Annotated in this window: 21 protein-coding genes; 10 read left to right on the forward strand and 11 right to left on the reverse strand. The window is 65.8% G+C overall.

The features are described 5' to 3' along the window. The first annotated feature begins 126 nt into the window (after positions 1-126). The 7 genes from A5747_RS21980 to A5747_RS22010 all read left to right on the forward strand — a co-directional run bounded on the left by A5747_RS21980 (position 127) and on the right by A5747_RS22010 (position 8,398). Positions 127-1,284 carry an acyl-CoA dehydrogenase family protein gene (locus tag A5747_RS21980; RefSeq protein ID WP_076128293.1) on the forward strand — a complete coding sequence of 386 codons (1,158 nt, stop codon included), beginning with the start codon at positions 127-129 and terminating at the stop codon, positions 1,282-1,284. 7 nt (positions 1,285-1,291) lie between these two features. Continuing rightward, positions 1,292-2,398, forward strand: coding sequence for an acyl-CoA dehydrogenase family protein (locus A5747_RS21985; protein WP_076128295.1), 1,107 nt, complete (start codon positions 1,292-1,294; stop codon positions 2,396-2,398). A 4-nt stretch (positions 2,399-2,402) separates the two neighbouring features. Beyond that, positions 2,403-2,846 carry a PPOX class F420-dependent oxidoreductase gene (locus tag A5747_RS21990; RefSeq protein ID WP_076128297.1) on the forward strand — a complete coding sequence of 148 codons (444 nt, stop codon included), beginning with the start codon at positions 2,403-2,405 and terminating at the stop codon, positions 2,844-2,846. 51 nt (positions 2,847-2,897) lie between these two features. Next, positions 2,898-3,956, forward strand: coding sequence for a dihydrodipicolinate reductase (locus A5747_RS21995; protein WP_076128299.1), 1,059 nt, complete (start codon positions 2,898-2,900; stop codon positions 3,954-3,956). 165 nt (positions 3,957-4,121) lie between these two features. Then, complete coding sequence (locus A5747_RS22000; RefSeq protein ID WP_083700591.1) at positions 4,122-4,580, forward strand: MmpS family transport accessory protein; 459 nt, start codon at positions 4,122-4,124, stop codon at positions 4,578-4,580. Next, positions 4,577-7,474, forward strand: a complete 2,898-nt coding sequence (locus tag A5747_RS22005) for an RND family transporter (protein ID WP_076128301.1) — start codon at positions 4,577-4,579, stop codon at positions 7,472-7,474. The genes A5747_RS22000 and A5747_RS22005 overlap by 4 nt, the downstream gene beginning before the upstream one ends. A 36-nt stretch (positions 7,475-7,510) precedes the next feature. Continuing rightward, a complete protein-coding gene (locus A5747_RS22010; RefSeq protein WP_076128303.1) occupies positions 7,511-8,398 on the forward strand; it encodes a hypothetical protein in 888 nt (295 codons plus the stop codon). On the opposite strand, the gene A5747_RS22015 is transcribed toward A5747_RS22010, so the two are convergent. The 10 genes from A5747_RS22015 to A5747_RS22060 form a co-directional block, all read right to left on the reverse strand. Then, on the reverse strand, positions 8,395-9,228 hold the full coding sequence (locus A5747_RS22015) for a DegV family protein (protein ID WP_076128305.1): 834 nt from the start codon (positions 9,226-9,228) through the stop codon (positions 8,395-8,397). The two genes, A5747_RS22010 and A5747_RS22015, sit on opposite strands and share 4 nt — an antisense overlap. Before the next feature lie 5 nt (positions 9,229-9,233). Next, positions 9,234-9,971: a diglucosylglycerate octanoyltransferase gene (gene octT, locus A5747_RS22020; RefSeq protein ID WP_076128307.1), complete on the reverse strand. Its 738-nt coding sequence runs from the start codon at positions 9,969-9,971 to the stop codon at positions 9,234-9,236. Then, entirely contained in the window at positions 9,961-10,638 is a 678-nt protein-coding gene (gpgP, locus tag A5747_RS22025; RefSeq protein WP_076128309.1) for a glucosyl-3-phosphoglycerate phosphatase, read from the reverse strand. The genes octT and gpgP overlap by 11 nt, the downstream gene beginning before the upstream one ends. Beyond that, a complete protein-coding gene (rsfS, locus tag A5747_RS22030; protein ID WP_076128311.1) occupies positions 10,635-11,021 on the reverse strand; it encodes a ribosome silencing factor in 387 nt (128 codons plus the stop codon). Before rsfS ends, gpgP begins: the two co-directional genes overlap by 4 nt. Beyond that, positions 11,018-11,638 carry a nicotinate-nucleotide adenylyltransferase gene (gene nadD / locus A5747_RS22035; RefSeq protein WP_369805166.1) on the reverse strand — a complete coding sequence of 207 codons (621 nt, stop codon included), beginning with the start codon at positions 11,636-11,638 and terminating at the stop codon, positions 11,018-11,020. Before nadD ends, rsfS begins: the two co-directional genes overlap by 4 nt. Positions 11,639-11,718: 80 nt before the next feature. Beyond that, entirely contained in the window at positions 11,719-13,167 is a 1,449-nt protein-coding gene (locus A5747_RS22040; protein WP_076128314.1) for a VWA domain-containing protein, read from the reverse strand. A 9-nt stretch (positions 13,168-13,176) separates the two neighbouring features. Further along, positions 13,177-14,052, reverse strand: coding sequence for a MoxR family ATPase (locus tag A5747_RS22045; protein WP_076064394.1), 876 nt, complete (start codon positions 14,050-14,052; stop codon positions 13,177-13,179). A 28-nt stretch (positions 14,053-14,080) separates the two neighbouring features. Then, complete coding sequence (locus A5747_RS22050; protein WP_076128316.1) at positions 14,081-15,328, reverse strand: glutamate-5-semialdehyde dehydrogenase; 1,248 nt, start codon at positions 15,326-15,328, stop codon at positions 14,081-14,083. A gap of 67 nt (positions 15,329-15,395) precedes the next feature. Further along, positions 15,396-16,799, reverse strand: a complete 1,404-nt coding sequence (locus A5747_RS22055; protein ID WP_076128318.1) for a mechanosensitive ion channel domain-containing protein — start codon at positions 16,797-16,799, stop codon at positions 15,396-15,398. Then, entirely contained in the window at positions 16,799-19,018 is a 2,220-nt protein-coding gene (locus A5747_RS22060; RefSeq protein ID WP_076128331.1) for an adenylate/guanylate cyclase domain-containing protein, read from the reverse strand. The genes A5747_RS22055 and A5747_RS22060 overlap by 1 nt, the downstream gene beginning before the upstream one ends. A 126-nt stretch (positions 19,019-19,144) precedes the next feature. Between A5747_RS22060 and A5747_RS22065 the strand changes: the two genes are divergently transcribed. After that, complete coding sequence (locus A5747_RS22065; RefSeq protein WP_076128320.1) at positions 19,145-20,011, forward strand: ribokinase; 867 nt, start codon at positions 19,145-19,147, stop codon at positions 20,009-20,011. Here A5747_RS22065 and A5747_RS22070 read toward each other — a convergent pair. Continuing rightward, entirely contained in the window at positions 20,008-22,050 is a 2,043-nt protein-coding gene (locus A5747_RS22070) for an NAD(+) synthase (protein WP_076128321.1), read from the reverse strand. The two genes, A5747_RS22065 and A5747_RS22070, sit on opposite strands and share 4 nt — an antisense overlap. A 58-nt stretch (positions 22,051-22,108) precedes the next feature. Between A5747_RS22070 and A5747_RS22075 the strand changes: the two genes are divergently transcribed. Then, positions 22,109-22,648: a cysteine hydrolase family protein gene (locus tag A5747_RS22075; protein WP_076128323.1), complete on the forward strand. Its 540-nt coding sequence runs from the start codon at positions 22,109-22,111 to the stop codon at positions 22,646-22,648. 809 nt (positions 22,649-23,457) lie between these two features. Continuing rightward, the gene (locus tag A5747_RS22080) at positions 23,458-24,459 is read left to right on the forward strand and encodes a hypothetical protein (RefSeq protein ID WP_142245682.1); all 1,002 of its coding nucleotides are present in this window, start codon (positions 23,458-23,460) and stop codon (positions 24,457-24,459) included. The last annotated feature ends 221 nt before the right edge of the window (positions 24,460-24,680 follow it).

Consider the following 24,680-nt stretch of genomic DNA (forward strand, 5'->3'; position numbering starts at 1 on the left):
CCGTTTGTGGACTAACCCGAGGCTGTGCAAAAGCACAGCAGGCGATGGGTCAAGATAGAAAGCCGAAGCGATCGGCCGGGCCGGAAACCCATCCGCGGCTTCACCCCCAGACGACAGGAGGCTGCCATGCAGTTGGCGCTCACACCCGAGGAAGCCGCATTCCGCGACGAGCTTCGCACCTTCTACACCACCCAGATCCCCGAGGAGCTCCGCGAGGCGGTGCGCCAGGGGGCGCCGGTGACCAAGGACCACATCGTCACCAGCCACAAGATCCTCCACGAGCACGGGCTCGCGGTGCCCAACTGGCCGGTCGAATGGGGCGGCAAGGATTGGACGCCGACCCAGTACCAGATCTGGGCCGACGAGATGCAACTGGCGTGCGTCCCCGAGCCACTGAACTTCAACACCAAGATGGTCGGCCCGGTGATCGCCGAATTCGGGTCCCAGGAAATCAAGGAGCGTTTCCTGCCCCCGACGGCCAGCATCGACATCTGGTGGTGCCAGGGGTTCTCCGAGCCCGAGGCCGGCTCGGACCTGGCCTCGCTGCGCACCACCGCCGTCCGCGATGGCGACACCTATGTCGTCAACGGCCAGAAGACGTGGACCACGCTCGGCCAGTATGCGGACTGGATCTTCTGCCTGGTACGCACCGACCCGCAGGCGCCCAAGCGCCAGGCCGGCATTTCGTTCCTGCTCTTCGACATGGGGACGCCGGGTATCACGCTGCGCCCGATCAAGACGATCGACGGTGGCCGCGAAGTGAACGAGGTCTTCTTCGAAGACGTTCGGGTGCCGGCCAATCAACTTGTGGGAGAAGAGAATCAGGGCTGGACATACGCGAAGTTCCTGCTGGGCAACGAACGCACCGGCATCGCCGGCGTCGGCCGCACCAAGGTCCGCCTCGCCGAGGTGAAAAAACACGCCATCGAGACCGGTCTGCTCGACGACCCACTGTTCGCGGCACGCCTGGCCGAAGCCGAAAACGAGGTGCTGGCACTGGAACTCACGCAGTCCCGGGTGACCACGGACTCCGCAGACGGTAAACCCAACCCCGCATCGTCGGTGCTCAAGATGCGCGGCAGCCAACTGCAGCAGATCGCCACCGAGCTGCTCGTCGAAGTCGCCGGACCCGACGCGCTGCCGGTCGACGGCGGTGACATCGCGTCACCGGCCTGGGCGCAATCGGCCGCGCCGCGCTACCTCAACTACCGCAAGACGTCGATCTACGGGGGCAGCAACGAAGTGCAGCGCAACATCATCGCGTCCACCATTCTGGGATTGTGAGGCAGCCATGGACTTTCAGCTGAGCGACGAGCAGGCCCTGCTCCGCGACACCACGCGCGACCTCCTGTCGCGCACCTACGATCCCGAGAGCCGCAACAAGATCATCGAGAGCGAGCTCGGCTGGAGCCGCGACGTGTGGAGCCAGCTCGCCGACACCGGGATTCTCGGCCTCGGGTTCGAGCCGGACGAGGCGGGCCAGATCGAAATCATGGTGGTGCTCACCGAGATCGGGCGACGGCTGGCACCCGAGCCCGTCGTGCACGCCGCCCTGGCACCCGGCGCACTGATCGCCGAACGCGGCAGCGACCCGCAAAAGCAGCTGCTGGACGAGGTTGCGGCGGGCCAAAAGTTGCTCGCGTTCGCCCATTTGGAAACCGGTCACCGGAAACCGACCGCAGCCGTCTCCACGCAGGCTGCGCGGCAAGGCGATTCGTGGACCCTGACCGGAACGAAGAACCCGGTCCCGGCCGGGGACTGCGCCGACGCCCTGGTGGTCAGCGCCGCATTGCCCGACGGCGGAACGGGATTGTTCGTCGTCGACGGTGATGCGGTCACCCGGCACCCCTATCCGACCTTCGACGGCCAGCGCGGCGCCCAGATCGAGCTGGACTCCACGCCCGCCGAGCCCCTCGGCGACGCGGCGGACGCGTCGACGGCCATCCTCGAGGCACTCGTCCGAATCCAGTCGGCGTTGTGTTGCGAAGCCGTTGGCGCGATGGAGGAAGCGCTGCGTCTAACCACCGATTACCTCAAGAGCCGCAAGCAGTTCGGCGTCACGCTCAACAAATTCCAGGCGCTCACCCAGCGCGCCGCCGACATGTACGTGTCGCTGGAGTTGGCTCGCAGCATGAGCTTCTACGCCGCGATGTCGATCGCCGACGGCAACCTCGACCCGGTGATCGCGTCGCGTGCCAAGCTGCAGATCGGCCGGTCCGCACGGCACATCGCGCAGGAGTCCATCCAGCTGCACGGCGGCATCGGCATGACCGCCGAGTATCCGGTCGCCCACTACGCGGCCCGGCTTACCGCGATCGAGCACACGCTGGGCTCCTCGCAGGACCACCTGCAAGTGCTCATCGACCACATCGCCGACTACGACTTGGCCCGGCTCTAGCGCCATGGCCGAGAAGCCGGAGCTGTCAGACAGGGTCGTCGAGTTCCTGTCGGCCGGGACCCGCACCGGGATGCTGGGTTACGTCGCGGCCGACGGCAGGCCGCTGGTCGCGCCGGTGTGGTTTGTCGTGGATATGGAGCAAGACGGTGGCGTGCTGGTGTTCACCACCGGCCGCGACACGTCGAAAGGCCGTGCCCTGGCGCGTGATTCGCGAGTCACCATCTGCGTCGACGACCCCCACCCGCCCTATTCGTTCGTACAGGTGCAGGGCGTGGCGACGACGACGGACGATCCCGGTGACGTGCTGGAGTTCACCACCAGGACCGGCGCGCGGTACATGGGCGCCGACCGCGCCGACGAATTCGGCCGCCGCAACGCCGTTCCCGGCGAACTCGTGGTGCGTGTGCGCCCGACCAAGGTGGTCGCCGGATTCGATATCAGCGACTGAACGCGACCGACCGCGACTGAGCGCGAAGCGCCTACGGCAAAGGAGCCCCCGATGAGCACCACCGGAGAAAACCGTCCATTGCGCGTGATCCAGTGGACGACCGGCAACATCGGGCGGCGATCGCTGCACGCCATCATCGGCAGGCCCGACATGGAGCTGGTCGGCGTCTACGCGCATGGGCAGGACAAGGTCGGCGTCGACGCCGCCAAACTAGCCGGCTGGCCGGAGCCGACCGGGGTGCAGGCGACCAACGACGTCGACGCGCTGCTCGCGCTGAGGCCCGACGCGTGTTGCTATAACCCGTTGTGGCCCAACGTCGACGAACTGGTCCGCCTGCTGGAATCGGGCGTCAACGTGTGCACCAGCGCGGCGTGGATCACCGGGGGCAAGCAGACGCCGCAGGACCGCAAACGCATCGAGGACGCCTGTCGCAAAGGTAATTCGACGATTTTCGGCAGCGGCGCGCACCCCGGAATGACGAACATGGTCGGCATGGTGCTGTCGGCCTCCTGCGAGCGCGTCGACGAGATCCGGATCACCGAGTCGGTGGATTGCTCGACCTACGAGTCGGCGGAAACCCAGACGGCTATGGGGTTCTCGCAGGATCCCGACACCCCTGGGCTGGCGGACAGCGTTCGCCGGGAAAGCGAGGTCTTCGCGGAGTCGGCGGCGATGATGGCCGATGCGATCGGCGCGAAGCTGGACAAGATGACGTTCGACGTCACCTTCACCGCGGCCACCGCAGATTCCGATCTGGGCTTCATGAAGATTCCCGCGGGGACGGTCGGCAGCGTCTATGGCTACCACCGCGGCTGGGAAGGTGACCGCAACGTCGTCAGCGTCGGATTCAACTGGATCATGGGCAGCCATGTGGTGCCGCCCAAGCCCCTCGAGCACGGCCACGTCATCCAGGTTTTCGGGCTGCCCAACATGCGCACCGTCCTGCACTGCCTGCCACCGAAGGATTGGACCGAGCCCGGGTTCATGGGTCTGGGAATGATCTACACCGCGATGCCGGTTACCAATGCAGTCCCGGCCGTGGTGGCAGCGAAGCCCGGCATCGCGACATTGGCGGACTTGCCGCCGGTGACGGGACGGGTTGCGCGCTAGACCGGTGCCACACCGGGCACACCCGGAGGAACGCTTCCGTCCTCTAAGGGTTAGCATACTTAGCCGAGCAAAGGTTCCTGGCGACAATGGACGTCGCCGATGACGGTGGTGAGCTTTCGGGCGGGACGGCAGGCCCGCCAGCGGTGAGCGGAAGGCGGTCTGGTGATGACTAGTCCAGGTTCAACGACCGGAGCGCTAACCCGCATATTGAAACGAGCCTGGATTCCGCTGCTCCTCGTCGCCGTTCTCGCTGTCTCGGGCCTGGTCGTGATGCGCCTGCACAAGATCTTCGGCTCGCAGGACCTCAACGCGAACGCCAGGGCCGGGATCGAGATCGTGCAGTTCAACCCCAAGGTCGTCGTCTACGAGGTGTCCGGCCCACCGGGCGCCACGGCCAACATCAACTACTGGGACGAGAACGCCAACACGCACCAGGTCAACGCCGCGCCGCTGCCGTGGTCCACCACGATTTCGACGACACTGCCCGCGGTCAGCGCCAACATCATGGCGCAAAGCGACGGCAGCAGCATCAGCTGCAAGATCACCGTGGACGGCGTGGTCCGCGAACAGCAAAACTCCGACGGCCACAACGCCCAGACCTTCTGCCTGGTGAAGTCCGCATGAGCGACGTGAACAACAAGAGCCCGATGACCGCCGCGGACGCGGACACGGGCCCGATCCACGCCCAGAGCCCCGGCAAGCCCGCACGCGGCCACCGCCCGGCCCTCCCCCACACAATCCGCATCTTCGCGGTGCCCATCATCTTGGGCTGGGTCTTCGTGACGGTTCTGGTGAACGTCATCGTCCCCCGTTTGGAAGTCGTCGGCGAAGCGCACTCGGCGCCAATGACGCCACTGGACGCCCCGTCCATGAAGGCGATGATGCTGCTGGGCCACAACTTCCACGAATTCGATTCCAACAGCACCGTGATGATCGTGCTGGAAGGTCAGAAACCCCTCGGCGACGACGCGCATCGCTACTACGACAACCTGATCCGCCAACTGCGCCAGGATCCCCAACACATCCAGCACATCCAGGACTTCTGGGGAGACCGGCTAACCGCGGCGGGGGCGCAGAGCGCCGACGCCAAGGGCGCCTACGTCATGTTGAACCTCGCCGGCAACCAAGGCACGACGCAGGCGAACGAATCAGTGGACGCCGTGCGGAAGGTGATCGATCGCAATCAGGCGCCGCCGGGGGTGAAGGCCTACGTCACCGGTCCCGCCGCGCTGTCCGATGACATGCACCTCATCGGTAACGCGAGCCTGGCCAAGATCACCCTGTTCACCCTGGGCGCGATCGCGATCATGCTGCTGCTGGTCTATCGGTCCATCGTCACGACGCTGGTCCAGCTGTTCATGACGTTCGTCGCGTTGGCGTGTTCGCGGGGAGTCGTCGCGGTCCTGGCCTATCACAACGCATTCGGGCTGACCACGTTCGCCGCCAACATCCTGACCATGTTGGCGATCGCGGCGGGGACGGACTATGGGATCTTCCTCGTCGGCCGCTACCAAGAGGCGCTGCGCGCCGGTGAGGATCGAGAAACCGCGTACTACACCACATTTCGCGGGGTGGCGCCGGTCGTCCTAGGGTCAGGCCTGACGATCGCCGGGGCGACCTATTGCCTGAGTTTTGCGCGCCTGCCCTGGTTCAACACGATGGGCGCACCCGTCGCGATCGGCATGCTGGTCGTGGTGTTGGCCGGCCTCACGCTGGGGCCGGCGGTCGTGTTCGTGGGCAGTCGCTTCCATTTCTTCGAGTCCAAGCGGGCGGTTAAGAGGGGTCGGCTGTGGCGGCGGGTGGGCACCGCGGTAGTGCGTTGGCCCGCACCGGTTCTGGCGATCAGCGCCGCGGTCGTGCTGGTCGGCATGGTCGCCCTGCCCAGCTATGTCACGAGTTACAACGACCGGTACTACCTGCCGACCTCGGCACCCTCCAATCTTGGGCAAGCGGCGGCGGATCGGCATTTCTCGCAGGCGCGGATGAACCCCGACATGTTGATGGTCGAAGCCGACCATGACATGCGAAATCCGGCCGACATGCTGGTGTTGGACAGGGTGGCCAAGAACGTCATGCGCACGGTGGGCATCGCCATGGTCCAGGACATCACCAGGCCGCTGGGCATTCCGATCCAGCACAGCTCGATACCGTTCCAGAACAGCATGCAGAGTCAGACGACGATGCAAAACATGGCGTTCCTCAAGGACCGCATGGCTGACATTCTCAAGATGGCAGACTTGCTGCAGGACCAAATCAACGTCACGCAGCGCCAATACGAAGTGTCGCAAGATCTTTCGAAGGCCGCCGACGACAGCGCAAAAACCACGGCAGAAACGTCGGAAATCACCGATACGTTGCGCAACCACATCGCGGATTTCGACGACTTCTGGCGGCCGATGCGCAGTTACTTCTACTGGGAAAAGCACTGCTACGACATTCCCATCTGCTGGTCGACCCGGTCTCTGTTCGACTCGTTGGACGGCTTCGACCAGCTCGCCGAGAAGTTTCACGACCTCACGGCCGACATCCAGCACACCGCCACGGCCACGCACGATCTGATGGCGCTGTTCCCCATGCTGATTGCGACGCTGAAGACGACCCGGGGAATCACGCTGACGTTGTACCAGACGTTCAAGGCGATGATCGATCAGATGGAGGCCATGAGCGATACCGCGATCGTGATGGGGCAGAGTTTCGACGCCTCCAAGAACGACGATTTCTTCTACCTGCCGCCGGAGGCCTTCCAGAATCCGGACTTCCAGACGGGCCTGCGAATGTTCTTGTCGCCGGACGGTAAGTCGGCGCGCTTCTTCATCACCCATCAGGGCGATCCGATGACCCCGGAAGGGATCTCGCGCGTCGCCGCGGAGCGGACCGCCGCGCAGGAGGGTCTGAAACAGTCCTCGCTGTCGGACGCCAAGGTTTACCTCGGCGGCACGGCCGCGACCTTCAAGGACATGCACGACGGCGCGAAATTCGACCTGATGATCGCGGTGGTGTCGGCCCTCACGCTGATCTTCATGATCATGCTGCTGCTCACCAGGAGCGTGGTCGCGGCGCTGGTGATCGTGGGCACCGCGGCCAGCTCCATCGCGGCGTCATTCGGCCTGTCCGTGCTGATTTGGCAGGATCTGTTCGGCATCAAGATCCACTGGATCGTCGCGGCGCTATCGGTCATCATCCTGTTGGCCGTCGGGTCCGACTACAACCTGCTACTGGTGTCCCGGTTCAGGGAGGAGATCCATGGCGGGCTCAAGACCGGAATCATCCGGTCGATGGCCGGGACCGGCGGGGTGGTGACCGCGGCGGGTCTGGTGTTCGCCTTCACCATGGCGTCCATGCTGGGCAGCGACCTGCGGGTGTTGGGCCAGTTCGGATCCACCGTCTGCATTGGTCTGTTGCTCGACACGCTGATCGTGCGCACGCTGTTGATGCCGTCGATCGCTACCCTGCTGGGGCGTTGGTTCTGGTGGCCGCAGGTTGTCCATCCGCGAGGCGACAACGCGCGACGAACCTGACGCACTGGGCCGTTCGGTGCGGCTATTATCCCGACAATGGGAACGGTGGACCTTGCTGACTCCTGCGTCCTCTGGACTGGCTTCGACATATCGATCGTGGCCAGGACGTACGCGCAATTCACCGGCATCCTCGCCGGTTTCGCCTTTGTCGTCATAAATCTCGTGCTCGACCGCGCCTATCGCCGGCGCGGCGAGGGTCATTCGCCAGACCCGCGCGAGGTCGAACATGACACCCAAGTGGGAATCGCACTGGTATGCGCGTTCCTGGGCCTATTTCTGACGACCCTGCGATATGGGTTGCTCGCCGGCGAGAGCGGTTGCGCCCTCACCAACGGCCGAGCCGGGTCCGTGGAAGTGCTGGCCGCCGTATCGTTCGGGGCGTCCATTTACATGCTGCTCTACGCGATTGTGCAGTTTATTTCGGGCACCGCGGGCGTCCTCGCCAAACACTGCGTATTTGTCCTCGCAGTCCTCGTGCCCCCGATTACCGTGTTCCTGGTTGAAGATACGATCATGCACCTCGCGCTCTCGCTGGGCGATCCGCAGACGCACCGGCCGCTTCAGCCGATGTGGGACTGGGCCAACAGGCTGTCGATTCCGATACCGCTGGCGATCATCATCGCGTGTGCCGCGTTGTGGTACATCGGAATTGGTAGGCGGCGTACGGAATCACCTCCCGGCGGCATTGCGCGGCGGATCCGAATTGCCGTCCCCTACATTACCGTCGCTGTCGTTGCGGCCGTAATCGTGCGTTCCATCATGGCGTTGCGTTATAAAGATCCGGCCGCGCATATCAGTGCTGCCGAAGCCTGGTTCTGGCTGGGCGTGCTCGTTGCCGCGTTGCTGGTTCAAAGCGCTGCGTTGTCATTTCAAAAAGGCGTGGAAGTGCCGTTTGGCGGCTCTGCGATTTCGGCCCGTGCCTAGCCCTCCGGCAATTCGAGGCACACCGCGACGGCTCCCGCACCGACGTGCAGCGCGAGCACCGGCCCCAACGGCGTGACGATCGCCGGTTCGCACTCCGGCAACCGACGCGCCAGTGTCGCCGCCACCTCGCTCGCTCCGTCGGGGTTGGCGACATGGTGCACCGCCAACGCGGCACGACCATCGCCGACGATCCCGCAGACCCGATCGATCATCGTCGCGGTCGCGCTGCTGACCGTGCGCACCCGTTGGGCCAGAACGAGTTTGCCGTCGTCGACGCGCAGCAGCGGCTTGAGCGACAGCGCGGTGCCAAGCCACGCCGTGGCGCCACCGATCCGGCCGCTGCGCCGCAGGTTGTCCAGGCGGTGCACGACGATGAACGCGTGACTGCGGCCCACGGCCGAACTCGCGGCGGCCGCGACGGTCTCCAGGTCGCCGCCGGCCGCCGCGGCCCGTGCGGCGGCGAGCACCGCAAAGCCGGTGCCCATCGCGGCTGACCTCGAGTCGATGACCCGTATCGCCGGATCGAGGTCGGCCGCGGTTCGTTCGGCGTTGCCGTAGGTACCCGACAGCGCCGACGAGATATGCACCGCCACTACGCCGTCCCCGTCGCTGGCGGCAAGCGCCTCCTGGTAGACGTTGGCCAACTCGGCCGGCGTGGCGGCCGCGGTGGTGGCGTGCAGCTTGTAGATATCGTCTGGGATGTCGTCGAGGCCGTCGCGCAGGTCGTCGCCGTCGAGCAAGACGTGCAGCGGAACGACTCGTATCGACCACTTTTCGAGCAACTCGGCCGGCAGCCGCGACGACGCATCGGTTACCACCACCACGGACATGCGTGCTACCCGCGCGGTTTCTCGGTAGATACACCGGCTTCGGCCAGCGCCTTGAGCATGAGCTCCGCGACCGCCTGGTGGGCCTCGAAATTCCAGTGAATCCCGTCGGGGTTGCCGCGTCCACTCATAATGTGCTCGGCCACAGCGGCTTTGAGATCGACCAAGGGAACATCGTGGCTTTGCGCCCATTCGGTGATCGCCGCGGCGGTGCCCGCGCGACCGTGGTGGGCCTTGCCGTATGTCTGCGCGATGTGCACCGACGGCAGCGAGGCCACGATCGGGATCCCGGGGCGGTTGAAATCGATTGCGCCGCGGGTCTGTTCGAGGTATTCGGCGCTCAAGTGCGGCGGCAGCGCGGACCTGGCCATCGGTGAAAGCCGGGGCTGCAGCCAACCATAGCCGTCGCGGACCCAGCGCCGCAGCCACGGCGGCCGCACGTAGCGGATCAGCTCGCGCAGCGCGGTCGGCAGCACCGAGGGCAGTGAATCCATCCCGCCGGTGGCGAATATCACCGCCCCGGCCCGGGGCAGCGCCGCCCAGGCGCGTGGATCCTGGGTCGCCGCCCACCAGATGTCGCGGCATGTCCAGCCGATGCGGCCAATCAGCTCCACATCCCAATCCAGTTGCGAGGCAACGATATTGGGCCAGATACGCGAATCGTCGGAGGGCAACCCGCCGGTCGGGCCGTAGTAGGCCAGCGAGTCCGCGAAGACGAGCAGCACCGGACGTGTTTTAGAGGACATCGTTGGGCACCTGAGCCGAGGCGTTCCACACGTCGAGGCGCCAGCGGATGCTCTCGAGGTCGCGAACGTCGGAGTCGTCGGAATGGCCGGACAGCTGCACCCAACTCGCGTTGCCCATGCCGCCCAATACCGGCCAGCTCGAGACGGGAAGCTTCAGCAGCGCGGCCGACAACGCGGCGATCAGCCCGCCGTGGGCCACCAGCACCACCGGCCGGCCAGGCTCGCCCGCCCCGCCCCAATCCGGTTCGCCGGATACTAATTCGGCGATCAATGGCACACTGCGCGCGGCGACGTCGGCCCTGCTTTCCCCGCCGTGCGGTGCCCACGTCGCGTCCTCGCGCCAAGCCAGCCGGGCGCCCGGCGCCTCGGCGTCGATCTGGGCGTGAGTCAGGCCCTGCCAGTCGCCCAGGTGGGTCTCTCGTAACCGCCGATCCACCCGAACCTGCAGCCCGGTCCGCTCCCCCAGCTTGATCGCCGTGTCGTAAGCGCGATGCAGGTCCGACGAGACGATCAGCAGTGGCTGCAGCTTGCCCAGCACCTCGGCGGCGGCGACCGCCTGCGCGCGGCCCAGGTCGGTCAGCGCGGAGTCCAGTTGCCCCTGCATGCGGCTACCTGCGTTGAAGTCGGTTTGCCCATGCCGCAACATCACCAGGCGACGCACCCTCATCGCGCACTCGCCGAGTCGTCGTTCTCGCCCAAATCCACCGGCACCACGGGGCAGTCGCTCCAGAGGCGGTCCAGCGCATAGAAGTTGCGGTCATCCTGATGCTGGATGTGCACGACGATGTCGCGGTAATCCAGCAGCGTCCAGCGGCCTTCCCGGGCACCTTCGCGCCGCGCGGGACGGTAGCCCGCCTTGCGCATCTTCTCCTCGACCTCGTCGACGATCGCGTTGACCTGCCGCTCGTTGGACGCCGAAGCGATGACGAAGCAATCCGTGATCACCAACTGGCCGGAGACGTCGATGACGACGACATCCTCGGCGAGCTTGGCCGCGGCCGCGCCGGCCGCCACCGTCGCCATGTCGATGGCTTCCGGGGTCGCGGTCATGCCGACCCCTCGGCGCCCGGCTTGCTATAAAGCCCGCGCTTCGAGACATATTGCACGACACCGTCGGGCATCAGGTACCACAGCGGGCGGCGCTGTTCGGCACGCTGACGACAGTCCGTCGACGAAATCGCCAGCGCCGGAATCTCGACCAGGGTCAGCGCGTCCTCGGCCAGTTCGCCCACGACACCGGTGATGTGGTCACGGCGCAGCTCGTACCCGGGCCGGCTGACCCCGACGAAGCGCGCCAGCTCGAAGAGCTCGTCCCAGCCCTGCCACGACAGAATGGAGGCCAGCGCGTCGGCGCCGGTGATGAAGTACAGCTCGGAATCCGGGTTCAGGGCGTGCAGATCGCGCAGCGTGTCGCGGGTGTAGGTGGGCCCGGCGCGGTCGATGTCGACCCGGCTCACGGAGAAGCGGGGATTGGATGCCGTGGCGATCACCGTCATCAGGTAGCGGTCCTCGGCGGCCGACACGTGCCGGTCCTTCTGCCACGGCTGGCCACTGGGCACGAACACCACTTCGTCGAGATCGAACAGGTCGGCGACCTCGCTGGCAGCGACCAGGTGACCGTAATGGATGGGATCGAACGTCCCGCCCATCACGCCGAGCCTGCGCAGCTGCTTTTGCACGGTTTGCCAGCTTACTTGAGCGCGCGATCAGGGCCGATTCCGCAGCTCGCGGCCACGCTCGCCGGAATTCAGACGGGTAGCAGCTGGTCGATCACCGCGGCCAGCTGCTTGGCGGACCGGCACTCGTGCATCGTGATCACCTCTTGGTAGCGCGGCACCGCCGAGTCGCCGCTACCCCACAGGTGTTTGGGCTCGGGGTTGAGCCAGTGCGCGTGCCGGCTGGCGGTCACCATGTCGGTCAGCACGTCGATGGCCGGGTCGCGGTAGTTGGTGCGGCCGTCGCCGAGCACCAGCAGGGAACTGCGTGGCGACAGCACATTCGGGTGCGCCTGCAGGAACGAAACGAAAGCGTTGCCGTAGTCGGAATGGCCGTCGCGGCTGTAGACGCCCGCCTCCCGGGTGATCCGCTGGATCGCCACGGCGAGGTCGGCTTCCGGCCCGAACATGTGGGTCACCTCGTCGGTGGTGTCGATGAAGGCAAAGACCCGGACGCGCGAAAACTGTTGGCGCAACGCGTGTACCAGCAACAGGGTGAAGTGGCTGAACCCGGCGACCGAACCCGACACGTCGCAGAGCACGACCAATTCCGGGCGCGCCGGTCGCGGTTTGGCTAACACCACGTCGATCGGCACGCCGCCGGTAGACATCGACTTGCGCAGCGTTTTACGCAGATCGATCGACCCGGCGCGGGCGCGGCGCCGACGCGCGGCGAGCCGGGTCGCGAGGGTGCGGGCCAGTGGAGCCACCACCCGCTGCATCTGGCGCAGCTGATCGCCGGAGGCGCGCAGGAACTCGACGTTCTCGGAAAGCTGTGGGATGCCGTACATCTGGACGTGGTCGCGGCCGAGTTGCTCGGCGGTGCGCCGCTTGGTCTCGGCGTCGACCAGCTTGCGCAGCTGCGTGATCCGCTGCGCGGCAAGCGCTTTGGCGATCTGCTCCTGGGTGGGCGTCGGCTCGTCACCGTAGGGGGCGAGAAGTCCGGCCAGTAGCTTGCCTTCCAGCTCGTCCAGCGCCATCGCCTTGAGCGCCTGGTACGACGAGAACGACGGGCCGCGGCTGGAACTGTATTTGCCATAGGCCTCCACGATCCGCGCGATCATCGCGACCAGGCGTTCGTCCATATCGCCCAGCTCGGGATTCTCCGTGAGCAGGTCCAGCAGCATCTGGCGCATCGCCTCGACGTCGTCGGGCGGCAGGGAGTCGTCGGCCGGTGCGTCGCCGGCCTCGTCCTCGGTGACCACCGCGCGCGCCCCCAACGCCGGGGGAAACCAGAGGTCGAACATGGCGTCATAGGTTTCGCGGTGATCGGGCCGGCGCAACACCGCGCAGGCGATACCTTCGCGCAGCACCTCGCGGTCGCCCAGCCCGAGGGTGGCCATCACCCGGCCCGCGTCCACCGTCTCCGAGGGGCCCACCGAAATTCCCTGTCCGCGAAGCGCTTCCACGAAGCCCACCAGATGGCCGGGAAGCCCGTGCGGGGCGAGCGGCCTGGTGGGGCGGATGCGGCGGACGGCCATCGGTGCTTCCTAGTTCAGCCGCAACTCGCCACTGGCGCGTTGTTGGTCGGATTGGTGCTTGAGGACCACGCCGAGCGTCTGGGCGACTACCGCGTCGTCGATGGTGTCCAGGCCCAGCGCGAGCAGCGTGCGGCCCCAGTCGATGGTTTCGGCGATGGACGGCACCTTCTTGAGCTGCATTCCGCGCAGCACACCGATGATGCGCACCAATTCCTCGGCGAGGTGCGCCGGCAGCTCGGGGACTCGGGACAGCAAGATGCGCCGTTCCAGGTCGGGGCTGGGAAAGTCGATGTGCAGGAACAGGCAGCGGCGCTTGAGCGCTTCCGACAGTTCGCGCGTGGCGTTGGAGGTGAGCAACACGAACGGCGCCCGCTCGGCCGTCAGTGTGCCCAGTTCCGGCACGGTCACCGCGAAGTCGGACAGCACCTCCAACAGCAGGCCCTCGATCTCGATGTCGGCCTTGTCGGTCTCGTCGATCAGCAGCACGGTCGGCTCGGTGCGCCGGATGGCGGTCAGCAGCGGCCGGGACAGCAGGAACTCCTCGCTGAACACGTCGCTCTTGGTCGCGTCCCAGTCTCCGGAGCCGGCCTGGATCCGCAGGATCTGCTTGGCGTGGTTCCACTCGTAGAGCGCCCGCGCCTCGTCGACGCCCTCGTAGCACTGCAGCCGGACCAACCCTGACCCGGTGGCCTGGGCGACGGCGCGGGCCAGCTCGGTCTTGCCCACTCCGGCCGGGCCTTCCACCAGAAGCGGCTTGCCGAGCCGGTCGGCCAGGAACACGGCCGTGGCCGTGGCGGTGTCCGGCAGATAACCGGTTTCGGCCAGCCGTCGCGAAACGTCGTTGATGTCCGCGAACAGCGGCACGGGCCGGGCGGGCACACTCACAATCTCAGTTCTCCTAAAGCACTGGCCGTCAGGCCGGACGGACGTGGCCGTCTCCCCACGCGATCCATTTGGTCGAGGTCAATTCCGGCAATCCCATCGGCCCGCGGGCATGCAGCTTCTGAGTGGAGATGCCGATCTCGGCGCCAAAACCGAACTGCTCGCCGTCGGTGAACGCCGTCGACGCGTTGACCATCACCGCCGCGGAATCGACGCCGTCGGTAAACCGTTGTGCGGCAGCCATATTGGTGGTCACGATGGCCTCGGTGTGGCCGGTGCCGTATTCGTTGATGTGAGCGATCGCGGCGTCGACGCCGTCGACCACCGCCACCGCGATGTCCATCGAGAGGTATTCGCGCCGCAGGTTCTCCTCGTCGGGGTCGAGATGCACCGTCACCCCGGCGTCTTGCAGCGCGGCCACCAGCCTCGGCACGGCCTCCGCGGCGATCGCGGCGTCCACCAGCAGCGTCTCGGCGGCATTGCAGACACTGGGCCGCCGGGTCTTGGAGTTCAGCAAGATCCGTTCCGCCAGCTCCAGGTCGGCGCCTTCGTGCACGTAGACATGGCAGTTGCCGACACCGGTCTCGATCGTGGGCACCTGCGCGTCGCGGACCACGGCGTCGATCAGGCCGGCTCCCCCGCGCGGAATCACCACGTCGACCAGGCCGCGGGCCTGAATCAGGTGCGTCACGGTGGACCGGTCCGTAGCCGAAAGCAGCTGAACGGAGTCGGCGGGCAGGTCCTCGCTCACCAGCGAAGCCCGCAGCACCTCGACAAGGACCTGGTTCGACCTCGCCGCCGAGGAGCTTCCGCGCAGCAACACGGCGTTGCCGGATTTGAGCGCCAGACCGAATGCGTCGACGGTGACGTTGGGCCGGCCCTCGTAGATCATGCCGACCACGCCCAGCGGAACCCGCTGCTGGCGCAGCTGCAGCCCGTTGGGCAGTGTGTAGCCGCGCAGCACCTCGCCCACCGGGTCCGGCAGCCCCGCGACCTGGCGCAGGCCAGCGGCGATCCCGTCGACACGCTTGGAGTCCAAGGCCAGCCGGTCGAGCATGGCGGCCGGTGTGCCCGCGGCCCGGGCGGCCTCGATATCCTCCGCGTTTGCGGCCAGGATCAGATCGACGTGGGAGGTTATCGCCGCGGCGGCGGACTCGAGCGCCTGGTCCTTGGCCACCGTCGGCAACAACGCCAGGACGCGCGAAGCGACCCGGGCGCGGCGGGCGGCATCGTGGACTTCTCGGCGCAAGTCGGGAAGCGACGGTGCTTGCAGACTCATTTAACCAGGGTATCGGTCGTTACCTGGGTGAGTTTGGCTGCCCCAGGTCAGCGCCCGGTGGCGCCGCTCACGCGACACGCTCACCGCGCCGGGCTTGGCGCACTTTGCTTTGGCGTTCTTCGAGGATGTGGCCAAAGTTCTGTAGTAGCAACGGTTCACGCATGACGAGGTGCGCGAGGTGTTCGCGATCGATCTCCAACGCGGTCACTTCCTCGAGCGCGTACGCGCTCGCGGTGTTCGGTTGCCGGGTCAGCGCCGTCAACCCGAGGAACGAGCCCTCAACGAGCGTGCTGATCGGCACCACCGACCCGTCGTCGGCGGTCGCGATGAGCTGAACGCGCCCCGCGACCAAGAACGTCATCCCGTCGGGCACCTGGCCGACGTACTCGACGGTTTCGTCGGCGCCGTACCGGACGAGCCTGGCGGAGGAATACAGCGAGCGCTGCTCGTCGGTGTTGAGCCGCAACGCCGGTGCCACCACGGTGCGCACCGCTTTCTCCACACGCTCGATGGTCGAGTAGTCGTCGTCGCAGTTGTCGAGATGCAGCTCTTCCCGCCGTGCGGCGTACCAGATCCAGCGCAGAAACGTCGTTCGCGCGGCGCCGTCGTCGGCCGGTGAGCCCAACCGGATGGTCGTTCGGTATTCGCCGCCGCCGATCGGCACCGAACGCGGCACGCTGTCGCTCATCAGCTGCGGTAGCCCGAGTGCGACCCGCGACAGCATCGCGCACACGCGGTCGGGCGGGTCCGCGACCGAAAATGTGGTCGTGATCGCCAATTTGTGGGAGCCGGGCGGGCGGCTGAGGTTCGTGAACGCCGTTGTGGCCAGCACCGAATTGGGCGTGATCCGCATCCCGCTGCCGGTGTCGATGTGCACGGCGCGCCAGTTCACTTCGATGACCCGGCCGCGCACCGTCCCGGTGTCCAGCCAGTCGTTGATCCGGAAGGGCTGCTCGAACAGCATGAACAAGCCCGAGACGATCTGGCCGACGGAGTTTTGCAACATCAGGCCGATGACGACCGACGTCACCCCCAGCGCCGTGAACAACCCGCCGATCCGGACACCCCAGATATACGACAGGATCAGCACCAGGCCCACACCGATCAGGGCGAAGCGTGCGACATCGAGGAAGATCGCGGGCAGGCGTTTGCGCCAGCTCTCTTCGGGCGCGGCCGCGAAAACGGTGGCGTTGAGCCCGGACAGCAGCAGCACCAGCACCAGGAAGCCGAACAGCGTGGTGAGCATCCGCACGGGGACTTCTCCGGCCGGGATCTGCGAAGCCTTGACGAGCAACAGCAGCAGCGCGCCCAGCGGCAGCAGGTAGTTACGCAGCAGGCTTACTTGCCTGGCCAGGTGGCTGTGCCGGCGAGCGAGCGTTTGCTGCAGCTCGGTCAGAATGATCAGCCCGAGCGGAAATCCGACCGCGATACCGATCGACCAGTAGAACCACGAGGAGTGAAACGTGTTCATCATCGCTCCGAGAGGCGGTACATCGGTTGGTCGGTTCCACCGACCGAAATCGTGCCGGCGGGCGTGAACTGGCGCACGTCTCGCATCGCTTCGTACACCTGGGAGCTGACGTAGATGCCGGGTTGGGGTGCGCCCCTGTGCATTTGGTAGGCCAGGCTTACCGCGGCCCCCCACATGTCGTAGACCAGGCTCGAGCCGCCGACCAGTCCGCTGATCACGTTGCCAGTGTTGATGCCGACCCGAAGGCCAAGCTCGTGACCGGTCTGGCTGTTGAACCGATCGATGATGCGACGCATTTCGACGGCGAAGTCCACGCTTCGGTGAATGCTGTCCAGGCGCGGGGTGATCACACCGCAAGTGGCCAGGTAGCTGTTGTGGAACGTGCGGATCCGTTCCACGCCAAGGGTTTCGGCCGCCGAATCAAACTGGCGGAACAGATCTTCGACGATGCCGACCAATTCATGGCCCGCAAGATCGTTGGACAGCTCATCAACCCCGACAATGTCGGCAAAGATGATGGCGACGTCCTGATGCTTCTGCGCGATGGTCGCCTCACCATCGCGATAGCGCTGGACAACCGACTCGGGCATCAGCGTCAGCAGCAGGCGATTGTTTTCGTTGCGTTGCTCGTTGAGCAGCTCTTCCTTGATCGCAAGATTGCGACTCATTTCATTGAAAGCCGCAGTGAGCTCACCGATTTCGTCGTGTCCCCGTGCCGGAATGTTGATGTCGTAGTCGCCGGAGCTGATCTTTCGCGTGCCCTCCTCGAGGCGCCGGACCGGTCGCACCGCCGCCTGGGCGATGAACATCGACGCCACGCAGATGACGAAAACCAGCGTGGTGACCGCAATGACGAGGGTCTTACTGAAGTGGCCCAGCCGCGCGAAGGCGTCGGAGTCGTCGCGCGTCGCCAGGATCGACCAGTGCAGATCGGAGTTGGGAATGTCCAGCGGAGCGTAGGCTTCCAATTCCCGGTTGCCGGTGTAATCGGTGCCGGTGACGACTCCAGTTTCCCCGCGTTCGGCGGCGCGCAGACCGGCGCTTCCGACCGGCTGCACCAGCGTCGTGCCGCCCAACCGGATCGCCCGGTCCACGACGTCGGGCGGGGTGCCGGCGGCAATGGCCTCGCGCCGATACTCTCGCGGGTCCTCCAGGAAAAGCCGCGAATCGGAACGCATCAAGTTGTCGGGGCCGGCCAGATACGTCTCGGTCGACGGGCCCATGCCGGCGGCTTGCCACTGTTTGTTGGCGGTCATGATCTGGTTGATCTTCGAGATCGGCAGCGGCAGCGCCATCACGCCGTCGATCTTGCCGTTCATGCCCACGGGCGACACCACCCACGCGGTCGGCGCGTCGAGCTGCGGCTGATAGGGCTGGAAGTCAGTGATCCAGACGAACTCTAGGTCGTTGGAGCGCAACGCTTTTTCGTATGCTTCGCGCAGGTTTGATTCGCGATACGGGCCGGTCAGGATGTTGGTCCCGAGGTCGGGGCCTTTCATGACGCTGTACACGACGTTGCCCTGGAGGTCGATCAGCAGCGCGTCCTTATATTCGAAGCGGGTGACGATGTCTCGGAGGTAGAAGTCGAAGCGGGCATTGGCCGCCGTCCATGCGCTGCCGTCGCCGGCATCGGGCACTGGCAGCGAATCGGCGGTCGGCCGGGGCGGTGCGGTGTAGTGCGCCTGAAGGTATTTCTGCGAGGGCGAACTCGGCAGCACCGCGTTGACGTCGATCGTGCCGCCGGTCGTGCGTTTGATCGGCTGAATCATTTGAGTGTCGTAGTAATTGACGAGTTCCTGCTGCTGCGCGGGAGTGATCGTGGCGTTGGCCAATTGGTTAAAGCCCGCGGTAAGCGCCGCCGTTTCCTCGTTGATGCTGAATCCGCCGCTGTAGACGACCAGCGAATTCGTCACTTCCCGAAACAGCGCCTCCATCTGGCGCCGCTGCGACTCGCGCAATTCGATCAGCCGCTCGGCCTCCACCTGCCGCAACGCGCCGCGGCCGGTCAAGGCCCCGATGAGACCGATCACCGCGACGCCGAGGATGCCCGCGAGCAGCATCGCCACCAAGATCTTGGACTGGATGCCGAACCGGAAACGGCGCCACACAAACGGCCGCCGCGCGCCCCAGGGGGTCTTTTGGGCCGGGGCGGATTCCGGCGCGGTTTCCGTCGCCGTGTCGAGGGCCGGCTCGGTGTCTTTCAGCTCGCTAGACGTCAATGCCTTCCGCCTTTCTGGATTCGGCATCGCTAACGCAGCAGACTAGCGCGCGAAACTCAAGAAATTGGCGTTTGCACTAAGCGTTCAACGTCGAAACGCGGGACGGACGCGACTAACGTCGGTGGAATGGCACGCGTTTGTGTCGTCGGCAGCGTGAACATGGACCTGACGTTCGACGTCAATGCCCTGCCCCGGCCCGGCGAGACCGTGTTGGCGTCGTCGTTGACCTACGCGCCCGGCGGCAAGGGCGGCAACCAAGCGGTGGCCGCCGCTCGTGCCGGCGCAAGCGTGCAATTCGTCGGCGCCCTCGGTGACGATCCGGCCGCCGAACAGTTGCGGGCGCACCTCTCGGTCAATGGGGTTGGGCTCGACGGCACCATCGCGATACCCGGACCGAGCGGGACTGCGATCATCGTCGTCGACGCCGGCGCCGAGAACACCATCGTGGTGGCACCGGGTGCTAACGGACGGCTGACGTTGGCCGCCACCGCAGTCTCGGTGATCACCGGTTGCGAGGTGTTGTTGACCCAGTTGGAAATTCCGGTTCCGACGGCGGTGGCCGCCGCTCGTGCGGGGCGATCGGCAGGAGCCGTCGTCATGGTCAATGCCTCACCGGCCGGCCAGGACCAGAGCTCGCTGGCCGAGCTGGCCTCCGTCGCGGACGTGGTGATCGCCAACGAAGCCGAAGCCGACGAATGGCCTTGGCGCCCAACCCACTTGGTGACCACCTTGGGTGCGCGCGGAGCGAACTGCGTCAGCGCCGACGACGAGTTCTGGGTACCCGCCCCGGCCGTCAAAGCGGTGGACACCACCGGTGCCGGCGACGTCTTCGCGGGAGTACTGGCCGCGTGCTGGCCACGCAACTCGGGCGTGCGAGCCGAGCGGCTGCGCGCGCTGCAGCGCGCCTGTGCCGCGGCGGCGCTGTCGACACAGGTACCCGGCGCCGGCGACTGCGCACCGGATGCCGCGGCGATCGAGGCCGCGCTGCGCTAGTCCTCGGGGACTTCGCGCTCGATCTCGTCGAGCCAGATGCGCGCGGACATGTCCGACGGAGCACGCCAATCCCCGCGCGGCGACAGCGCTCCGCCGTGAGACACCTTGGGGCCGTTAGGCAATGCCGAGCGCTTGAACTGACTGAAAGAGTAGAACCGCTGCACGAAGACGCCCAGCCAGTGCCTGATCTCCTTGAGCGAATAGGACGGCCTCTTGTCCTCGGGGAATCCCGCCGGCCAGGTCCCACGCTCGGGGTCGCTCCACGCATGCCAAGCCAGAAACGCGATCTTCGACGGACGGAATCCGAAGCGCAACACGTGGAACAGTGAAAAGTCTTGCAGGGCAAACGGACCGACCTTCGCCTCGCTGCTCTGCAGCTCCTCCTCTTCACCGCTGGGCACGAGTTCCGGGGTGATCTCAGTGTCGAGCACCGACTGCAGCACCTCGCACACGTCAGATTCGAATTGCCCCGACGAGATGACCCAGCGGATCAGGTGCTGGATCAGGGTCTTGGGCACGCCGCCGTTGACGTTGTAATGCGACATCTGGTCGCCGACACCGTATGTCGACCAGCCCAGGCCGAGCTCGGAGAGATCGCCTGTGCCCAGCACGATGCCGCCGCGCTGGTTGGCCAGCCGGAACAGGTAGTCGGTGCGCAGTCCGGCCTGCACGTTCTCGAAGGTGACGTCGTAGACCTTCTCGCCGCGCGAGAACGGGTGATCCATCTCCTTGAGCATCAGCGCCGCGGTGTCGCGGATGTCGATCTCGGAGAAGGTGACACCAAGCGCGCGGCACAGCTCGATCGCATTGCGCTTGGTGCGATCTCCAGTGGCGAAGCCGGGCAGCGTGAACGCCAGAATGTCGCTGCGTGGCCGCTCTTCGCGGTCCATCGCCCGCGCGGCGACGATCAGCGCATGAGTGGAATCCAGCCCACCGGAAATCCCGATCACGACCTTCGGGTAGTTCAGGGCACGCAGCCGCTGTTCCAGCCCCGCGACCTGGATGTTGTACGCCTCGTAGCAATCCTGTTGCAGCCGTTCCGGATCGGCCGGCACGAACGGAAAGCGCTCGACCTCGCGCCGCAGCCCGATGTCGCCGGCCGGCGGGTCCAGCTTGAACCCGATGCGGCGGAACGATTCCGCCGACGCGCGATGGTGACGGCGGTTGTCGTCGAACGTCCCCATCCGCATCCGCTCGGCGCGAAGCAGTCCGGTGTCGACGTCGGCCACCGACCGTCGCTCCCCCTTGGGGAACCGCTCGGACGAGGCGAGCTGCACGCCGTTCTCCCAGATCATGGTCTGGCCGTCCCAGGCCAGGTCGGTGGTGGATTCGCCCTCCCCCGCGGCGGCGTAGACGTAGGCGGCCAGGCAACGCGACGACGCCGAGCGGGCCAGCAGGCAGCGGTCCTCGGCGCGCCCGATCGTGATCGGACTACCGGACAGGTTCGCCAGCACCGTCGCACCGGCCAGCGCCGCCTCCGCACTGGGCGGGATCGGCACGAACATGTCCTCGCAGATTTCGACGTGCAACACGAGGTCGGGCAGGTCGGAAGCGGCGAACAGCAGATCGGGACCGAACGGAGCCTCAATGTCGCCGAACCGGATGACGCCGCGCTCGTCGTCTCCAGGCGAGATCTGGCGACGCTCGTAGAACTCCCGGTAGGTCGGCAGGTACGACTTGGGCGCCACCCCAAGCACCGCGCCCCGGTGGATGACGACGGCGGTGTTGTAGATGCGCTGCCCGTAACGCAGCGGGGCGCCGACCACCAGCACCGGCAATAGATCGGCCGAGGCGGCAACGAGGTCGGACACGGCGGCTTCGACGTCGTCGAGCAAGAGGTCCTGCAGCACGATGTCTTCGATGGAGTAACCGGACAGCGTCAGCTCCGGGAAGACGGCCAGGGCCACGCCGTCGTCATGGCACTCGCGCGCCAACCGCAAGACCGACTCGGCGTTGGCCGCCGGATCGCCGATCGTGGTGTGGTGTGTGCACGCGGCGACCCGGACAAACCCCTGGCTATAGCAGTTGTAAAAGTCCATCGCCCTTCCATTGTCGCCTGGCCGGTGTCAATAAGCACGCGCCGGGTATCCCCAACAGATGAGCGACACCGCCGTCGTCGTCATCGACATGATGAACACCTATCAGCATCCCGATGCTGAAGATCTAGTACCCAATGTGGGCAAGATCATCGACCCGCTGGCCGATTTGGTCCGGCGCGCACGCGAATCCGACGACGTCGACCTGGTGTACGTGAACGACAACTACGGCGATTTCACCGCCCAGTTCTCCGACATCGTTCGCGCCGCGCTCGACGGCGCGCAGCCCGATCTGGTGAAACCGATCGTGCCGTCCGGGGATTGCCGCGTCATGACCAAGGTCCGGCACAGCGCGTTCTACGCCACGGCGCTGGCCTATCTGCTCGGCCGCCTCGAGACCGACCGGTTGATCCTGACCGGCCAGGTCACCGAGCAATGCATCCTCTACAGCGCGCTCGATGCCTACGTGCGGCACTTTCAGGTGGTGATTCCCACCGACGCCGTCGCCCACATCGACGCCGACCTGGGCGCGGCGGCGCTGAAGATGATGGAGCAGAACATGTCCGCCGAACTCACCACCGCGGCCGACTGCCTCGGCTAAGCGCGGCGTGCATGCGCAATCCGGGCCTGTCAGCGGATGACAACGACGCCGAGACGTGAGGTCCCAACTGTTTGTATTGACCGAAGGACATTGCGGTACCGGCAATTTCGGACTTTATCTGCTCGCGATGATCTCGACTAGCTCAAGCATCCCATCACCAACTCGGCCTTGGCGTTTGACTACGACGATCATGTCGACAGCGGGTTAGCCGATGCCAGCGCACGACCGCGGTCAACTGACTCGCGTTTCCCAAAGTCGGCTTTAGACTAGGCAGGGTGGCGGATACAATCCGAGTCAGCAATGAGGGGCTGCAGGTATTGGCAGCGCATTGTGGCGCGGTGTCGGAGAGGTTGCTAGCAGCGACTCCGGTGCCAAGCATTGGGTTAACAACCCAGGCGACATCCGGTGCCGTCGGGACCGCGTATTCGGCCCTTGCCGCGGCCATCACCGTTTTGGCGGGACGAGCCCAGGCAAGTGCAGTCAAAGCCGCTGTGGCGGGTGCTGGGTTTACCGCCGCCGACGATTCCGGTGCCCAGAGCCTCGCGGCGATAGGTACCTCGATCGGCCGCGTCTGACCAATGGCCGCGGTGGTTGGTGCCGGGGCGCCGAGCTTGTCACAGGTCCAGGCCTGGGACGTCGCTCACCTAGAAAACGCGGCTAGGGACTGGACGGATACCGCCCAACGTTGGGAGGCCTCATTCACTTCGATTCACCGGGTGTCTGTATCACCAGGCGGGATGGTCTGGGAAGGTGCCGCCGCAGAGGCGGCCCAGGAGAGAGCCTTTTCTGATCTCGTAAGAGTGCGGGGGTTGGCTGATGTCCTCCACGAATCCGCTGCGATAGCGCGCCGAGGCGCAGAGACGCTCTATTCCGCCAAGCGGAGTGTGCTGAACGCGGTCGAGGAGGCCAACGCCGCCGGATATCGAGTGGGCGAAGACCTCTCAGTAGTACCACCGCCGAAGAGCGGCCTATCCGGTGAGGCCCAAGCGCAGGTCTACGCGGCCGACATCCAAGAACGCGCGGCCCAACTAGCCGCCCATGACAAAGAGATCGCCGCCAACATAAGCGCCGCCACCGCGCCGCTCAACGCCGTCACGTTCCATGAGCCGCCACCCACGCCCAGCGACGACAAGCCCAGAATTCAAGCCGTCGATCAGCACACATTCAAAGACGCTCCGAATCCAGAGCCCGAACCTCCGCCGGGCGGATGGAGCGACGACCCCCTAATGCGTGCCGCACAAAAAATCGCCTACGGACACGCCGGTGGACCGGACGGGCACCTCGGTGAGTTCCCTGGGATGACCAAGGATCAGCTCGCCGACCTCATACACAACATGTTCACCCACGATCCCAAGGGCTTAATAGTGGGTCGAACTGCCGACGGTGCGCCCGTGCTGTACGACCCAAAAAACAATGTGGTGGTAATCCGGGACCCGAAGGGCGCCGACTGCGGAACCGTATTTAAGCCGGACAAAGGTGCCCAGTATGTGCTGGGCGACGGCAACACACCTGGCAAGATTGCCACGCGGGAGCCGTCTATCCCGCCCGGGCAACTTTCCGATGGTCCCATTTCGGCACCCAGTCAGCAGCCGCGGACTGCGCCAGCCGAGCCTGCCCCATCCGCTCCGCATTCTCCCGTTGAGGTACACCCGGCACCCAAGCCACAAGCACCGTCGGTTAAGGAAGGGCCAATGATCGCCGGCGGACCCGGCGAGCCCTTGGGGCCCACGCTGGCACCACCCCCGCATTGGCACGGGCCGCATGTGCTTGGCGATACCGCCGAAGAACCGTGGGAAGAGGACCACCATTGATCCCGAATTGCGACCGACTGTCTACCCGTGAAGATCCCTCAAACCTTATTAGGCTGAATCCATGACTGCTGCGGAGAGGATCGATATCGACCTGACCGAAGATGAGCGCATGCTTCTTTGCCAGGGCCTCAACGAATACGGTGGGCCGATCCGCAATCAGCTCGTGATGGTCCGAGCTCTAGGCCTGTCCGACAAGGCAAGCTTCGACACCGTGGTTAGCC

The organism is Mycobacterium sp. IS-836 (genome assembly GCF_001954275.1).
Lineage (GTDB): Bacteria > Actinomycetota > Actinomycetes > Mycobacteriales > Mycobacteriaceae > Mycobacterium.

Coding starts and splice junctions, on each gene's coding strand:
- A5747_RS21980 (WP_076128293.1), top strand. CDS start 127: ATGCAGTTGGCGCTCACACCCGAGGAAGCCGCATTCCGCGACGAGCTT.
- A5747_RS21985 (WP_076128295.1), top strand. CDS start 1,292: ATGGACTTTCAGCTGAGCGACGAGCAGGCCCTGCTCCGCGACACCACG.
- A5747_RS21990 (WP_076128297.1), top strand. CDS start 2,403: ATGGCCGAGAAGCCGGAGCTGTCAGACAGGGTCGTCGAGTTCCTGTCG.
- A5747_RS21995 (WP_076128299.1), top strand. CDS start 2,898: ATGAGCACCACCGGAGAAAACCGTCCATTGCGCGTGATCCAGTGGACG.
- A5747_RS22000 (WP_083700591.1), top strand. CDS start 4,122: ATGACTAGTCCAGGTTCAACGACCGGAGCGCTAACCCGCATATTGAAA.
- A5747_RS22005 (WP_076128301.1), top strand. CDS start 4,577: ATGAGCGACGTGAACAACAAGAGCCCGATGACCGCCGCGGACGCGGAC.
- A5747_RS22010 (WP_076128303.1), top strand. CDS start 7,511: ATGGGAACGGTGGACCTTGCTGACTCCTGCGTCCTCTGGACTGGCTTC.
- A5747_RS22015 (WP_076128305.1), bottom strand. CDS start 9,228: ATGTCCGTGGTGGTGGTAACCGATGCGTCGTCGCGGCTGCCGGCCGAG.
- octT (WP_076128307.1), bottom strand. CDS start 9,971: ATGTCCTCTAAAACACGTCCGGTGCTGCTCGTCTTCGCGGACTCGCTG.
- gpgP (WP_076128309.1), bottom strand. CDS start 10,638: ATGAGGGTGCGTCGCCTGGTGATGTTGCGGCATGGGCAAACCGACTTC.
- rsfS (WP_076128311.1), bottom strand. CDS start 11,021: ATGACCGCGACCCCGGAAGCCATCGACATGGCGACGGTGGCGGCCGGC.
- A5747_RS22040 (WP_076128314.1), bottom strand. CDS start 13,167: ATGGCCGTCCGCCGCATCCGCCCCACCAGGCCGCTCGCCCCGCACGGG.
- A5747_RS22050 (WP_076128316.1), bottom strand. CDS start 15,328: ATGAGTCTGCAAGCACCGTCGCTTCCCGACTTGCGCCGAGAAGTCCAC.
- A5747_RS22055 (WP_076128318.1), bottom strand. CDS start 16,799: ATGAACACGTTTCACTCCTCGTGGTTCTACTGGTCGATCGGTATCGCG.
- A5747_RS22065 (WP_076128320.1), top strand. CDS start 19,145: ATGGCACGCGTTTGTGTCGTCGGCAGCGTGAACATGGACCTGACGTTC.
- A5747_RS22070 (WP_076128321.1), bottom strand. CDS start 22,050: ATGGACTTTTACAACTGCTATAGCCAGGGGTTTGTCCGGGTCGCCGCG.
- A5747_RS22075 (WP_076128323.1), top strand. CDS start 22,109: ATGAGCGACACCGCCGTCGTCGTCATCGACATGATGAACACCTATCAG.